Here is a 13,991-nt window from a genome sequence, read left to right as displayed (position 1 = left end):
AAACCAGCGATTTGGCACAAAATGTGCCAGTTAAATCGACAGTTCCCGGAGCCGGACGCTCAACTTGTCGTGCTTTTCTTCGAGCGCTTGGACCGACTGTTCGATCTTCTCAAGTTCGAGTGTGAGCTCGTCGCGCTTCCGGACGAGGTCGAAGATTTCGTTCTCCTGCTCCACCTGTTCGTCGAGCGAGAGGTAGGGAAGCTCGCCTTCAAGTTCCTCTTTGTCACGGTCGAGCCGCTTGATCTGTTGCCGCTGCGCCTCGACCGACTGCTGCGCCGTCTCCAACTGTTGCTCGGTCTCCGTGAGTTCGTCCTTGACGAACAGTCTTGTGAAAGTTGTCTCGTCAGATGAACTGTGGTTCGCCTGTTCGATGGTCCGACGGTCGGCATAGAGTGACGTCAAAAGACTGTTCTCTCGTTCCTCGGGTGTGAGTGCATCGATTGATTGTGAATCATTCATCCCATAGATTCGGACGGCGAGCTGGTCGAAGTCGTTCGGCACGTCTTTCAATTCGAGTACGTATTGGTCGTTCCGTTCGTACAGCATCGCAACTTCCTTCTCAGAATCCGGACGTGCCTTATAGACGTAGCGGAAGAGATGATTGTTCGTATTACCTGGGGTCTCATCGAGTGAGAGCCGGACGCGCATTGTCCGCTTTTCCGTGTCATAACTCCAGGCATGGAGCGTCACGGTCTCCCCGTTCGAGAGTCGGATTGGTTCGTTGATCGGCGTCTCATTGACCGGTGCCTCTTCGGCGAAGAAGAACGACGAGGTACCGAAGAAGAGGAAACCGACGACAAAGAATAGGCCGAGTACGAGGTAGAACCGTGAGACGTTCTGGGTGAGGCGTCGTCGCGTTTGCCGCCGCATCTAAATCCCTCCTTCCGGTGTCAGATCTTCCATCTCTGTGACAATCAAACGTCCTTCGATGGACTCGAACGTCAGGGCCAACAGTTCTTGCGTCGTCTCTTCATAACCCGTCTCGGTGATCAACAGGTCTTGTTCGAACCGCACGAGACAATCTTCTCCGGAGACAGAAGGGAACACTTCGATGTCGCGGACGGTCGTCTCGAACGTGCCGACGTCGCTGCCGTCAGCGGCGAAGAGCGTGGCCGCGAGTTCTTCCGACATGACGTCCTTCGCCTGTCGTTTCTGGGTCGTGTAACTGTCCTTCGTGATGGTGAAGGCGTACTCGACGAAGCGCGTCGCGCGTGTCGTCAGCTCCTCCATTCGTTCCGTCTCTGTCGATGTGACGATTGGTTCGGTGTCCGCCGACGTAGCCTCGGAGGTTGCCGATTCAAAGGGAGCTACACTCTCATTCTCCGTTTCACTCGCGTTCGAATAGCTCGTTACAGCCGTCACTTGTTGATAGAAAAATACGTTCGCCGCGAGTGAAATCAGGAGCAGTACCCCAGACAGATACGCGATGTGACGTGCGGTGAAGTTCATTCTTCCTCCTCCTTTCCATACATCCATGACTTACAATCCGAAGACCGGGGCGGGATCGATATGACCGGACCATTCACTCGTCTTGATCTCGAAATGCAGATGGTTCCCGCTCGATCGGCCGGTCGTGCCGCAGTACCCGAGCGCCTGCCCGGCGTCGATCTGTTGCCCGCTTTTGACGCCGAGACGACTCAGGTGCGCGTACGCCGTGATGTAGTTGTCGTGCCGGACCTGGACGAGATTTCCGTACGGTCCGCGGTTCCCGCTATAAATGACGGTGCCGCTCTTGACCGCGTGAATCGTGTCGGACGGGGTGCAACTGAAGTCGATCCCGGTGTGGTTGTCCCGTTGTCCGAAGACGACGCGCCACCCGAAACGCGATGTCACGTTGAGCGGGATGGCGAGCGGGGAACGTAGTCCCGACAACAGCTCCTTCGTGATGACCCCGTCGGCGACGGCAACCGGCGCAAGGTATTTCAACACCGCATCGACATACTCGATGTCCCCGTAACAGGCGCCGTGCTGGACCGCGCTCGGGCGATGACAGCGGTAGATGCCGGTGTGTTTCACACGCTGGTACATCATCTGCGAGAACGAGATGGCGAGCTCTTTCGAGTAACGCCCGCCGTTCTCCTGAACATAATCGATAAAGCCGCCGCCGAAGTTGTAACTCTGTAATGTGAGTTGCACATCACGGTTCGCCCGTTCGAAGACGGAAGCGAAATGTTCGACGCCGTAGACGATGCTCTCCTCGGGGGAGGTGATGCATCCAATGCGTCCACACTTCGATTCGCTCGCCTGCATCGGGTCGTTCCCGCGTCCGCCGCTCTCCTGCATCATGAGCGCGAGTACGAGGTTCGTTTGTTCGGCCAGTCCGTGCTTCGACAGTTCCGATTCGACCAAGGCTCGATATTGGAGCACCTGGTCGCTCACTTGAAGACCGCCCGCCGTGTCGAACGTGACGTCGGTCGGTAGTTCGTTCTGGACACCTGTGAGCGTGTCGAGGATGCCGACGACGAGGATGACAAGGAACAAGACGAGTGCCGCGATGCCGAGCAGGATGAGTCGCCACTTGAGCGTCGCGAGCTGCCATTTCGCTGTGATGGCGAAGCGCGCCGTCCGTTTCGCGGCCGCCCACATCAGGCACCTCCACCGAACAAGGCGAGCTCCTCGGGTGCGACGTCGACGTCAAAGATGAGGTTCTGCACGCCGGAGATGCTGAGGACGACGCGTCCGGTCTCGAGCGAGGGGATGATGCGCATCTCGGAATTTGAGAGTTGGCCATCAAACACCGTCTGGATGATCGGGATGCTCTCCGCGTCCTGCTCGCCGATAATCTTGTATTGCGTCAATTGGAAGAGCGACTTGACGTTCTCGGCGTTCTCGGACTTCGATCCGGCCGGCACGAAGTCGGTGATCAAGTGCGACACGAAGAAGATGCCGCCGAAATACTTGCGCGCCTCGCGCATACAACGTTGCAGATACAGGATGGCCGGTTGGGCGATGTCGCGCGTGTTGATCAAGTGGTGCGCCTCGTCGATGACGATGAGGTACTTGCATGCCTCCTCGGTCCGGAGCACACCCTGGTTATAGGCTTTCAGTTGACTCGAGCCGTTGGCAATCATCCCGTCCCACAGCATGTTCATCAAGGAGAAAACCTGCGCTTGGAACACCTCATCGCGCAGGCTCGTCAGGTTCCGGAGCGGGAACGACACGATGAGTTCCTCGTCGAACCGGTCGATCGAGGAGTGCCCGTCGAAGATGTTGCCGTAGTTATGGACGAGGTTCGTGACGGCGAGCTCGATGTTCTCGAGACGCCGCACCCGGTTCGGACTGATGACTTCCTTGATCGAGGTGCGTGTGTCGTCCGTGTAGAGCTCACGACGTACGAGATGCAAGAAATCGGAGAACGTCGGGTACCGGTTCGCCGGGTGTGTCGTGATCGGCAGTTCGCCTTGTTCGTCCCATAGCCCGTGGCGGACATATAAATCGCGAAGCAGGATCTCGAACTCGTTCGTCTCTTCCTGCGTCGCCGCCGGATTGATGTAGTGATAGAACACGGCCATCTTTGAGAGGTGCTGCATGAACGAGAGCGACTCGTTGGCGCTTCCGTCGTTGTTCGTCACCGTCTTATAGACATGGAGCGGGTTGATGAGCCCGGCAAATCCGTCGAGCGCGATCTCTTTCCCACCGAGCTGACCCACGAGGTCGGAGAACTCGCCCGTGACGTCGAGGATACGGATCTTGTTGCCTTTGATCGCCTGGTCGAGCACGGTCTTCTTGAGAAGTGTCGACTTCCCGGAGCCCATCTTGCCGATCATGAGCGCGTTATAGAACTTGCGCTGTTTGTCCTTATGGAACAGGTCGAAGATGACGCTGCCGTTCGTGTCGGTCGTCCCGTAATACGTCCCGGTCGCGTCCTGGAGCGACGTGAAGTGGAACGGATAGCCGCCGGCGATGGAGAGGGAAGGGATCTCTTTCCCACGGCGCCGGTTCGGGAGCTTTTGTTGTTGGTCATAGCTCGTGAACAGGCTCTGCCACTCCCATTCCTGTTCGTTCAGGAAGATTGTCGAGCGGAAGTTCCGGGCCTCGAGTTCTTCCATCACTTCCTGCACTTTCACCTCGAGCGCGTCGAGTGTCTTCGCCTTCACATAAAGACGCAGATGTAGATATTTCATCGTCTCGCCCTGGGTGATCTGTTCGTAGAGCTCGTTCAGTTCCTTATACGTCTCCCGGGCGTCGATGCGGTCGATGTTGTCCTTCGCATTCTCGAAGCGCGTGTTCTGTTCGGCCATCGACTTGTTGATGGTCTGGATGATCTCACGCTTGTCGGCCGTCCCTATGTCGAGCGTCGTCAAAACGCCCGGCATGTTTAAGATCGGTTCGAGCCAGTAGTCATAGACAAGTGACTGATATTTATAGACGTGGAGGCACGACAGATAACCGTCACCGAGCCGGACGAAGTTGGCGTCGAACTTGATGCCGCCCTGCGGCTGGATCTTGGCGATGACGTCGGGGTTATAGCCTTTCTCGATCTTGACGGTCTCCGGGTCCTGTTGTCTGGCCATTTTCTCACGTAGGCGCTGCCACATGCGCGTCACTCCTTTCTTCAGGTGTCGAGTTGCGGTTTCGTGTTCGGATTGTTCAGTTGGTAGAGCACATGGACCTTCTGGTCGAGCGTCAGCTCGCGCATCGGGTTCGAGCGACGGAGCAGTTTATAGAGGTGCGTCTTCCGCTCGCGTAGCGTCCGCTCGTCGTCGGCATAAAAAAAGAGGAGATAATCGCGATTCGTGCGATGCTCCTCGAGGTATTCGAGCTCCTGCTTCTTCTTTAATAAGAAGGGCAGGTAGGCCGGTGTCTGATTTTGTCGAATCTGTCGTTCGATGCTGATCTTCTGCCGCTCGAGACTGAGTGGCGTGTTCAGCGGCACGACCTTGAGCGGGTGCGTGTACGCCTGCAGGAGATAGGCGAGCGAGAACACGTCATGGTCTTTTTCCTCCTCATTCAAGGAGTAGATGTCCTTTGAGGTGAGCTGGACCATGTCGAGATAGGTCCCGTCGCGCATCTCGAACGCCTCGGTCCCGGTGATGTCGACGACCGGCATCAGTTCGGCGACCGTCGGTTTGACGACGACCTTGTCTTTGACCTTCCGTTTTTCGACCACGTCCTGTTCGTCGAGCCAGGTGCCCGTGCGTCTCGGTTCTTGTAGCGACTCCTCGATAAAAGCCATCTCAATCACGTCCTTTCGTGTGCGCGTCGAGTGCGAGATAGGTGTCTTTCCGTTTGATGAGCGCGTAATAGAGCGCATGGACCATCCGCTTCTGCGGGTTCGTCGCCGGCCGGAGTACCATGAACAGCCCGAAGACGACGAGAAATACCGTGAACGGAATGTGCAGCACCGACGGGATGAACGGGAGCGTCACGAGGCGGAGCACGATGAGCCCGACGAGAAACAGGAAGTCATGCAGATAGAGCATCTTATTGATTTTCAGTTCGGTCGTGACCTCGTTCGGGATCCGGTATTTGCGCATGGGTCATCACTCCTTCTTTTTAGTGTGTTCAGGTCGCGGTGGCGAGGTCGGATAGATCCGTCGCGACTCTTCATGGTTCTGAGTATGGCGGTGTGTCTGATTCTCACGCACTTGTTCGATGAGCTCGGTCTCGATGTCCTGCCCGGTGTCTTGATGGATGGTCCGTCGGGTACGTCCTTGGCGTTTCTCTGTTGCCGTATCACTCGAATCTGTCGCAGATGACGAAGACGAGGACGAACCGTTTGAATGTGATGCCTCATGAGGTGTCGCTGACGTCACGTCGTTTCTGACTAACGATTCATCGTGACGATAACCTGGTCCGGATGTGGCATCGGTGGACCCGGTGACCGTTTCGATTGTCGACGAAGTAGGGACTGGAGAATGACCAGAGCTTGAATGGTCGTGAATCGACTCCGGTCTTTGTGTCTCCGATGACGTTGTTGGATGGTCAGCACTTTCGGTAATCGATTCAGGGTTCGTCGCATGAATCGATTCGGGAGACGGGCGGCCCGACGCTTCGTTCACGTGTGGAGACCCATGCACTTCAAGCTCAGATTCTTGACCGTTGTTTGGTTGCGCATCGTTCTTCGGATTTGTCGGTTTCTCTTGGTCAGTCTGATTACGACTAGCGGTGTGATTCGCCTGACCAAACACATCTGAATCGGTTTGACTCTCGGAGTCCGCTCTCTGTGGAGTTTGGTTCGCCGCACTAAGCGGTGAACCGTTCTGCAGCATGGCGCTTGAATCCATCCGTGTCGTCGCGGCCTCATGGAGTGAGGGCATCTTCGGTTCGCCTTGTGCGAAACGCGCGACCTTCGAGACCGCGTGGGCACCGGCCGAGGTCACGCCTTTCCCGGCGGCATAGGCGCCGAGCGCGACACCCCATCCCCGTTTGAGTCCGGCATCGATCCCGAACAGCCGCTCGACCATGTTTGGCCCGTCAATCAATGCGACCGAGAAGGCGATGAGGGCAATCAGGTAGGCGAACCCGTCCAACGTCTCCGCCAGATAGGCGGTCCCGATCGTATACAGCTTGATGGAGACGAAAATCAGGATGATCACGAGGAACGTGTTCAATATACTCTGGATGACCTTTTTCGTCTTTTGACCACTGTGCAGATCGGCTGGTGCGACGAGGATCGCCAAGACATAGTTGAAGGCGAGCTCGAACGACAGGCGCGCCAGTTTGTAGGCGATCGAGAACAGCGTGAAGCCCATGATCCCGAGCGTGACGAAAATGGTCAACCAATTCGGCTGATAGCGGTAGTAATACTGGTTGTTCCACTCGACGCCACCTTGATCGAGTTTACCGAGACTTGTCTCTTTTCCGTTCCATAGAATATAGGACTCGGCCAATTTGTTTCCGGTTGCCGATAAGTCATAGTTGTTCTTGTCGAAAATCTCATTGATTCGGATATTATCAATCAACTCAGTCGGAATGGCATTTAATGATTCGCCGGTAGCAGCATCAAAATTCTTCGAATCGTGCTCAATCAAATCATGTACATTCCGTTTTAAGATACTCTCAGATAATGAAGCTTCTCCGTTATAAAGCGAATCTGTTCCGATTTCTGCGATTGCTTCATCAGAGAACTCCTGAATTCGACTCATAGTTGGTGAAAGTAAACCTAAGATCAATAGTGTGATGAACAGGTTGATCAAAAAACTCTCACGTTCAAATTTCTTTTGAAAAATTAACAAGTACCCAGTGAACAAGAAGCTTCCTGCTAAAAGAACATACAAAAAAGGTTGAATCGTCAGAACGAATTCAACCACTTGGTCATTATTGAAGAATGTATTGGTTAATAGGATTTGATTCGTGATTGATTCAAGGCCGTCAATCAAGACTGATAGTCCTCTGACAAGAATCCATCCCATTGAGCGCAGTGCGTCATTGACCATACTACTTATTTGGAGTACGTCTTCGTATTCCTGTAATTTGGTGATTAAATCGGAATCAGCCATTGAAAGACCCCCAATCTACTGAGTCCTAGTAAAGAAGTCCGCTAACTGTTGTTCGTAAGTGTCCGCCGTCAACATTCCAACATTGATTTCATCTGTGACGTTTCCATCTTGAATGGAGTATAGAACGGCACCTTTTAGTTCGTCAGTGTATTCAAAGTTACCACGATCGACAAGTGTCTCGCCATCTGGCTGAAACGTATTATAGAGCGTGACTTGTTGGCTCTCTTCGTTTGCTACCTCTTTTACGAATTCGACGAACTCTTCGAATTTACCATCTTCTTCTTTTACAATCAGCAAATAATCATCCTCTTCGGCTGTCATGACCTTCTCAACGTGTTCAATATCACGTTGAACCAAAGACTCATTGGAATTTGAGCAAGCTCCAAGTAAAAACAAGCTGATTCCTAAAGTACCCGCAAGTAGTTTCCTCATAACGTTTACCCCTCCGTCAGACGATTTTCCACTTCAATAGATCCGCGACTTTCAGGTTGACGCGGAAGTCGAACTTATCTATTAGTGTAACAGTTTTCGGGGTGTCTGAGGTGTCGTCCTGATAGACGGTCAGAAAGCCATCAGTCGTCTGTATGTTGAGCACATCGCCCCGTTCGAGACGGACGCGCTGCGTCTCGATGATCCTCGCGACGACACGCAATTCGTTCTGGATTCGCTTCTCTCTCGCACTCTCGGCCATGGGTTCGGCCTCCTCTCTACGGTGTGCCTTGCTTCAGTTTCTCGAGTCGCTTCGCGATCATCGTGCTCAGAAAGCTCTTTTGGCTGTCGGTGACGTCGTAAACTCCTAAGTTCAGGTTCGTCTCGAACTCAGGGAGAGATACTCCTCCGATGTCATGACCCTCGAACATCGAGCGGAGGATGCTATCCTGCAGCACGTCACGTACCGTCAGTGTCTTTTCTTCCTGATTCGATGGAGCGTTGATTTCCGTTTCGTCTTCTTTCTTCGCGAAATGGATACGGATCTGTTCAAAGTCGAGACCGGCGTGACGGCAGGGGATATCGATGTCATGCAGGGAACGGTCCGTGTCGAAGTCGTCCGCCAGGTATTCGTAGCGGTACTTCATCGCCGTCTTGCCGCTCAGGAAGATCGGGTACGACTGGATGCGTCGTTTCTTCGTGTCCTGACGCTTGATGACACGGATGATGAGCATCTCGCCTTCCTTCAGCCCCATGACCTCGGTCGCTGTCATGAGCCGGCGGCCATCCACGTTCTCCGTCTTCGATTTTTTGAGCGAGAACGTCTGTCCGGACCGGGATTTCGTGACGATGGTCGCCTCACCGAGCTTCTTCGAGATCAGTTCGGCGGTCGACTCGTCCGCGGTCAACAGATAGTGCGTGTTCCCGCAGTTGCCGTCAATCGTTTTCCAATCCTCACCGTACAGGTTCTCGAGCTGAGAATAGGCCTGGATCACGAGGTTGAAGCGCATGTTGCGCCCGAGACAGACCGTGATGATGTTGGCCATACCCTCGATCGGTGGCATGTTGCCGAACTCGTCGAGCAGGAAGACGACCTGACGCTCGCATTTACCGTGTTTCGTCTGCGAGGCGACCCGGGCGAGCGCCGTGTACACCTGTTTGATATAGAGTGACGCAATGACGTTGAAGGTCGGGTCATAGTCCGGGACGATGAGGAACACCGCCACGGGACGCATCTGGTGCATCACCTCACGGATCTGTATCGTCCCGTCGATGGCGTAGTGGAACCGTCCACTCTCCTCGTCATGCGTTTCCAGCTGGATCGTCGCAGTGCTTGAGTAGGTTGCGATTTGAACGACGTCCCCAGTTTGGAGTGACGACGTATGATAGATAATGAAGCTACCATCGTCATCGGTCGTGAGCGCATGGGTCGTCCCATCAGGGAACATGAACGTGAGCCGTGTCAAAGGCTCCGCGCGTCCACTGATCCAACGGTTGAATCCGATGCGTCGCATGTCGAGCGAGTTCATCGACGTCAGCTTTCCGGTCCCGTTCAATGTGAAGATCCCGAGTTTTGCATTCGTATTGGCCAGGATACTTGCTCGTGTCTGGCCACCCGAGAAGTGGAGCGTCGCGAACTGGAGCCGGGCCGGATGATTCTCCGGGAAGCGCTGAAAGAACTCGTCGAGTGCCGAAATCTCCTGACCTTGTCGCGTGACCACCGTCCGTGACCCTAAGTCCGAGAGCATGAGCGCGACGTTGTACATGTTGATCTTCTCCGGCGTGTCCTTCGCCTCCTCACAGAGCCCGAGGATGAGCGCCGTACACAGGTCAATCGACGAGTTGGCCCAGAACGGGTCGCGCGCCTTCGGGTCATGGTACAACATGAACGCGACCGAGCGCGCATACTGTTGGGCGAGCGAGTAGTTCTCCTCTAGGAATGCATCGATTGTCAGTTGTAACAGGTTGTACGACATCGATTGGAGCGGGTTCATCAGGTTCAACACTTCAACCTGATATCCGCGATGCTCGAGCGTCTCCTTCGAGGCGGCGAAGAGCTCACCTTTCGGGTCGTTGATGATCAGGCTCGCTTGATCACGCGCCCGGCTGTACAGATCGATCGTCGAGAAGACGAACGTCTCGCCCTTCCCGGATCGGGTCGTCCCGATGACGAGGTTGTTGACGGGCGAGTCATCGACGAACAGCTCGTTCTTGATCCGTCCGACGGGGACACCGCCTGATCCGCTGTATTGCTTCTTCCGGTCCGGGACGCGACGGTACTGTTGCTTCAGTTCATCGAATGAGGTGAAACGGGCGCTCCCTTTCTGATTTTCTCGCAGATCCCGGAAGTTCAGCCATACCTTGCCGAACACGACCAGTCCGATGAACAGACTGAACGCCATCAGTCCGAGCAAGACGGTCGAAGAGGGAAGACTCACCTCCAAGAACAAGGCGGGTGAGAGCGTCGGAATCGTCGCCCCGGCCAACAGCCCTTCTTTTACTATCGGGGTCATGATGTGTCGAATGATGTTGTAGATCCCGTTCAGCAGATAAAAGATCCCGACTGGCACTACCAACAGGCAGAACAGGGCGGGGAAGATCAGACGTATCGGGAATCGTGGTGACAGAGACTGAGTTCTCAATTATTTCACCTACCTTAATCTGAATAAAGAATCGTTTCTAGATTAACTTCTTCTGCAGCGATAGCGGCTTGAATTTTCTCACGGGCCGAAGTGTCCTTGCTAGAGGTCTTCTTCAGTTTTTCGTTCAGTTCGTTGATAGTAGCCGTGATGTCTTGATAGGTGTCGACTTTTTCTTGAACGGCAGAATTGTTCGTTTTGGACGCCCAATCGTTCGCAGCCTCGATGTCCTTGAGAAAGAGATAAGCGGTCACTTTCGCGGAGATACGGGGAGCAGTCCATTCAACATTTTCCGTTTTGGCCACGGTCTCATGATCACGTTCCAGTACGGCGATATCGAACGCACCCTCATCGGTGGGATGTGATGCTTGGAAGTTCTGAAGCCGTTCCAACTTCTCCTTTTCGGATAGGTCGAGCCCAGCCAGCTTCGTCTCGATCAGGATGGGGTCATCCGTGAGCTCGAGCGCTTTCTGGTCTTTTCCTTCCGCCAGATAAAGATCGATCAATAGGGTATCCTCTTCCTCGGACCGGTCTTTCCGTTCCAATAAATCGATGAGCGAGGATTCCTCACCTTGGAGCGCCTGCTCGTAAGCATTCAGCCACGTATGTTCGCCACCGGTCCTCTGTTCGGCGTGTGCCTCTTTATCGATGAACCATTGCGCGGCAGTGAACAGTGAAGTGAATAGAATCCCGACCGTGGCCGCCACGTAGATGAGGCGACGCTGCAGTCGGGTCAGGCGTGACTGATAGGTCGACGACACGATCGGGTTTGATTTGATGGAATGGCGCTTATAGTCGTCCGGTGTCTCGGCCTCGATCTCGTCGAGGAGCCACATCTTCTTCGCGTTATCCTCTTTCTTCGTCCGGATCCGTTGTATCCGGTCCTTCACCTGATGATACAGGTTCGGATAGTTCCCTTCGGACCCGAACGTGAACGTCCCCCGATACAGCAGTTCATCTTTCTGGTCGAAGAGCCGGAAGTCACCAGAACAGTTCGTCCCTTCGCTACTTAGCGCATGATGCAGGTCATGGGTCGCGACGACGGCCTCGGCGAAGGGGAGCCGTTCATAGTTCTGGATCCGTGTGTCCGGCACGTCGGTGAATCGTACAAACAGCATCTCGTTCCTCCTCTCGTTTCAAGCAACAAAAAAAGCCTTCCAATCGGAACGCTGTGCGCGTGTGAATTAGAATTTGATGTTCTGGTCGACCATCTCGGCAAGCGTGAACGCGCCCATGACGATGATCAAGCCGACGGCGCCCCCGACGAGCCAACCGACGGCCTTCGAGCGGCCACGATCCCCGCCGAAGATGAAGTAGAAGCCCCCGATCGCGAAAGCGATGGCCGCGGCGATGACGGCGAGCCCCTGGAAGAACTGAAGCAAACTGAGCCCTGTCTCATTGAGTCCCATGTCGTTCCCCTCCTTAGTCCTGGTGCGCCGGTGACTTGAAGCTGAGCTTCGCCTCGAGCGCCTCCATGATGAGTTCCTGGTTGTCCTGGATAACCTGTTGATGTTGTTCGTCGAGCCACTCCTCATAGTCCTTCCCACGGATGCGTAAGAGTTTCTCGGCGAAGCTACGGTTCTGTTTCTGTTCTTTTGATGCCACAGTACACACTTCCTTCCCTTGATCTCTTGATGTGCAGCAGCACATCATTAAGGACAGTCGGATTCGGTGCGATGGGTTTCTAGCCGTTCCCCCACGAACTCCGCTCCTCGTTTTGATAAGGAGCTGTACAGGGTTTTTCGATGACCCGAAACGATGCGGTGACCTTGTGGCGAGTTTTAGGCGACTCTCGCCGAACCATCTGTGCGTAGATCCCGCCCACCCGGTCACTGGTGAGGGACACGCCGGTATGTGATTGGAGTAGACCATCCTTAAGGATGTGCTGCTGCGAAGGATGTGCTGCTGCGTCGATGTCGGTTACTGTCGGACTCTTTTCCGCTTCTTGACATGGATGAGCTCGTCATCCGGATTCTTTCGTTTAGCGAGCACATGGGCGTCACAGACGACCGTACGGATCCGATAGTAGAGCTGCGTCAACTGGACCGCCTCGCCGCTTCCTTTCTCGATGCCGATGAAACCGTGCAGTTCATAGGTTTTTCCGTCGAACGTGCGGACCGAGTCGGCCTGTGGCAACTCCTTCAGGTCGAACCGGCGTCGCTCGAGCTTGGTGACGGAACGCTTCGCCCCGTATCCGAAGTCGATGGCGTCCCACGGGACCGTTGCGAGCGTGTGTCCGAACGCGCGGGCCAGGTGATCAATATCGGCAATCGACGGCACCGACCGGTTCTGTTCATATTGACTGATGGCGGGCTGCGATATCTCCCCGAATGTCTTCTCTGATAGTTCGACCTGTGACCAGCCCGAGAGCCGGCGGTTCTCCTTCAACCACTCCCCGAATCGATACATAAGCCTTCCCCTTTCTATAAACCAGAGCGGCGACCAAACAGATGTTTCCTTTTGTTGGTTCCAATATAGCAGGATTAAGCTAAAAAGAACATCAGTTTTCTGATATGTCAGAAATTTTACAATTGACGGTTCTTGTCGAATCCGCTCTGTACAAGGGATGAAGAGCAACAGTAACTCAATATTTTTTGTTTTGTCGCACAACTGTAAAAAATAACCCATTTTAGATAGAAAATAATGACAAGTATTTTGATTTCAAGAGATTATGGTAAGGTACAGGAATAGAGGCGTTGGTAAAGAATAAGGATGAGGAGAGAACTTGGATCGTGGGGTGAGCAAGTGGAGTTGAACGAGGTAATCATCGAGCGGATGAAGGAACTCGCAGCCGAACATAACATGACCATCCATCAAGTGATTCAAAAAGGTGGATTGAATCAAGCTACGATTTCAGAGCTGATGAGCGGACGAACAAAACATCCGAAGGTAAGTACGATTCAAAAGTTTTGCGTTGGATTGAATATTTCATTAAATGACTTTTTTAACGATAAAAAGTTTGATAGTTAATGTATTAAACACTAGTTTCTAAACACATGAACATCCTTTTATATAACCGAATGTTAATCGTAAAACATTCGGTTATATATCCTAATTAGGGGACATTTTTAATGTTTATCGTCCTGATGTTTTTTAAAGTTTTTCCCGCTTTACTTTTTTGTTTCTTCGAAGACGTTTTACTACCTAATGTCTTCCCCGCCTTTCCTACCTTTCCACCGGAATGTTTTGTCATTTACCCACCTCCTTTCTATATTTTGTTGTATAGACAATAAGACTAAGATGTTTTTTAAGATGCGTTAGGACTTAATAATTCCTTCTTTGTGAAGTACATCTACAAAATTTGTTAACTCTCTATTCAATTCATCAATGAACGATTTCAAATGTGTGTTTAATCCTTCTTTACGTATTTCTATAGGAATGAGGGTGAAATCAAACCATGCTTGAGGATTCACTTTATTCTTCCCTAATAGCTCAAACAAATCCCAATCCTCAAATATAATTCGTTCAAGCTCATATAAAC

The 13,991-nt window shown here is 53.2% G+C and carries 15 protein-coding genes and 1 pseudogene; 1 reads left to right on the top strand and 15 read right to left on the bottom strand.

The window, feature by feature from the left end; genetic code table 11:
* Window positions 1-30 precede the first annotated feature (30 nt).
* From P398_RS0115425 to P398_RS16710, 14 genes are all read right to left on the bottom strand, one after another.
* Window positions 31-870 carry a hypothetical protein gene (locus P398_RS0115425; protein ID WP_029336112.1) on the bottom strand — a complete coding sequence of 280 codons (840 nt, stop codon included), beginning with the start codon at window positions 868-870 and terminating at the stop codon, window positions 31-33.
* On the bottom strand, window positions 871-1,449 hold the full coding sequence (locus tag P398_RS0115420; protein ID WP_029336111.1) for a hypothetical protein: 579 nt from the start codon (window positions 1,447-1,449) through the stop codon (window positions 871-873).
* Window positions 1,450-1,479: 30 nt separating this feature from the next.
* Entirely contained in the window at window positions 1,480-2,586 is a 1,107-nt protein-coding gene (locus tag P398_RS16715; protein ID WP_081828351.1) for a lysozyme family protein, read from the bottom strand.
* Complete coding sequence (locus tag P398_RS0115405) at window positions 2,586-4,514, bottom strand: VirB4 family type IV secretion system protein (RefSeq protein ID WP_235263529.1); 1,929 nt, start codon at window positions 4,512-4,514, stop codon at window positions 2,586-2,588. Before P398_RS0115405 ends, P398_RS16715 begins: the two co-directional genes overlap by 1 nt.
* Before the next feature lie 41 nt (window positions 4,515-4,555).
* Window positions 4,556-5,176 carry a hypothetical protein gene (locus P398_RS0115400; protein ID WP_051638969.1) on the bottom strand — a complete coding sequence of 207 codons (621 nt, stop codon included), beginning with the start codon at window positions 5,174-5,176 and terminating at the stop codon, window positions 4,556-4,558.
* A gap of 1 nt (window position 5,177) precedes the next feature.
* On the bottom strand, window positions 5,178-5,477 hold the full coding sequence (locus P398_RS0115395) for a DUF5592 family protein (protein WP_029336108.1): 300 nt from the start codon (window positions 5,475-5,477) through the stop codon (window positions 5,178-5,180).
* A gap of 6 nt (window positions 5,478-5,483) precedes the next feature.
* Window positions 5,484-7,442, bottom strand: coding sequence for a pLS20_p028 family conjugation system transmembrane protein (locus P398_RS16455; RefSeq protein WP_368656330.1), 1,959 nt, complete (start codon window positions 7,440-7,442; stop codon window positions 5,484-5,486).
* 15 nt (window positions 7,443-7,457) lie between these two features.
* Window positions 7,458-7,874 carry a hypothetical protein gene (locus tag P398_RS0115385; protein ID WP_029336106.1) on the bottom strand — a complete coding sequence of 139 codons (417 nt, stop codon included), beginning with the start codon at window positions 7,872-7,874 and terminating at the stop codon, window positions 7,458-7,460.
* A gap of 16 nt (window positions 7,875-7,890) precedes the next feature.
* Window positions 7,891-8,133 (bottom strand): hypothetical protein, encoded by a 243-nt coding sequence (locus tag P398_RS0115380; RefSeq protein ID WP_029336105.1) that lies wholly within the window; start codon window positions 8,131-8,133, stop codon window positions 7,891-7,893.
* Window positions 8,134-8,149: 16 nt separating this feature from the next.
* Window positions 8,150-10,441 carry a VirD4-like conjugal transfer protein, CD1115 family gene (locus P398_RS0115375; RefSeq protein WP_081828350.1) on the bottom strand — a complete coding sequence of 764 codons (2,292 nt, stop codon included), beginning with the start codon at window positions 10,439-10,441 and terminating at the stop codon, window positions 8,150-8,152.
* An 86-nt stretch (window positions 10,442-10,527) separates the two neighbouring features.
* Entirely contained in the window at window positions 10,528-11,628 is a 1,101-nt protein-coding gene (locus tag P398_RS0115370) for a hypothetical protein (protein WP_029336103.1), read from the bottom strand.
* A gap of 66 nt (window positions 11,629-11,694) precedes the next feature.
* Entirely contained in the window at window positions 11,695-11,919 is a 225-nt protein-coding gene (locus P398_RS0115365) for a hypothetical protein (RefSeq protein ID WP_012390467.1), read from the bottom strand.
* A 13-nt stretch (window positions 11,920-11,932) separates the two neighbouring features.
* The gene (locus P398_RS16220) at window positions 11,933-12,115 is read right to left on the bottom strand and encodes a hypothetical protein (RefSeq protein ID WP_051627825.1); all 183 of its coding nucleotides are present in this window, start codon (window positions 12,113-12,115) and stop codon (window positions 11,933-11,935) included.
* A gap of 315 nt (window positions 12,116-12,430) precedes the next feature.
* Complete coding sequence (locus P398_RS16710; protein ID WP_160151247.1) at window positions 12,431-12,919, bottom strand: helix-turn-helix domain-containing protein; 489 nt, start codon at window positions 12,917-12,919, stop codon at window positions 12,431-12,433.
* A gap of 366 nt (window positions 12,920-13,285) precedes the next feature.
* Between P398_RS16710 and P398_RS0115350 the strand changes: the two genes are divergently transcribed.
* Window positions 13,286-13,480, top strand: a complete 195-nt coding sequence (locus P398_RS0115350) for a helix-turn-helix domain-containing protein (protein WP_160151246.1) — start codon at window positions 13,286-13,288, stop codon at window positions 13,478-13,480.
* A 287-nt stretch (window positions 13,481-13,767) separates the two neighbouring features.
* Here P398_RS0115350 and P398_RS17095 read toward each other — a convergent pair.
* Window positions 13,768-13,991: pseudogene (locus P398_RS17095) on the bottom strand (hypothetical protein); the annotation flags it as partial.

Origin of the sequence: Exiguobacterium aurantiacum DSM 6208 (assembly GCF_000702585.1) — a bacterium.
Taxonomy (GTDB): Bacteria; Bacillota; Bacilli; order Exiguobacteriales; family Exiguobacteriaceae; genus Exiguobacterium; species Exiguobacterium aurantiacum.
This window is presented reverse-complemented; position numbering and strand designations above follow the sequence as displayed.

What these genes read in the sequence shown, in the direction of transcription:
- P398_RS0115350 (WP_160151246.1), top strand. Translation starts at nt 13,286, where the DNA reads ATGAAGGAACTCGCAGCCGAACATAACATGACCATCCATCAAGTGATT.
- P398_RS16455 (WP_368656330.1), bottom strand. Translation starts at nt 7,442, where the DNA reads ATGGCTGATTCCGATTTAATCACCAAATTACAGGAATACGAAGACGTA.
- P398_RS0115370 (WP_029336103.1), bottom strand. Translation starts at nt 11,628, where the DNA reads ATGCTGTTTGTACGATTCACCGACGTGCCGGACACACGGATCCAGAAC.
- P398_RS0115395 (WP_029336108.1), bottom strand. Translation starts at nt 5,477, where the DNA reads ATGCGCAAATACCGGATCCCGAACGAGGTCACGACCGAACTGAAAATC.
- P398_RS16710 (WP_160151247.1), bottom strand. Translation starts at nt 12,919, where the DNA reads ATGTATCGATTCGGGGAGTGGTTGAAGGAGAACCGCCGGCTCTCGGGC.
- P398_RS0115400 (WP_051638969.1), bottom strand. Translation starts at nt 5,176, where the DNA reads ATGGCTTTTATCGAGGAGTCGCTACAAGAACCGAGACGCACGGGCACC.
- P398_RS0115385 (WP_029336106.1), bottom strand. Translation starts at nt 7,874, where the DNA reads ATGAGGAAACTACTTGCGGGTACTTTAGGAATCAGCTTGTTTTTACTT.
- P398_RS0115365 (WP_012390467.1), bottom strand. Translation starts at nt 11,919, where the DNA reads ATGGGACTCAATGAGACAGGGCTCAGTTTGCTTCAGTTCTTCCAGGGG.
- P398_RS0115380 (WP_029336105.1), bottom strand. Translation starts at nt 8,133, where the DNA reads ATGGCCGAGAGTGCGAGAGAGAAGCGAATCCAGAACGAATTGCGTGTC.
- P398_RS0115405 (WP_235263529.1), bottom strand. Translation starts at nt 4,514, where the DNA reads ATGGCCAGACAACAGGACCCGGAGACCGTCAAGATCGAGAAAGGCTAT.
- P398_RS0115425 (WP_029336112.1), bottom strand. Translation starts at nt 870, where the DNA reads ATGCGGCGGCAAACGCGACGACGCCTCACCCAGAACGTCTCACGGTTC.
- P398_RS0115420 (WP_029336111.1), bottom strand. Translation starts at nt 1,449, where the DNA reads ATGAACTTCACCGCACGTCACATCGCGTATCTGTCTGGGGTACTGCTC.
- P398_RS16715 (WP_081828351.1), bottom strand. Translation starts at nt 2,586, where the DNA reads ATGTGGGCGGCCGCGAAACGGACGGCGCGCTTCGCCATCACAGCGAAA.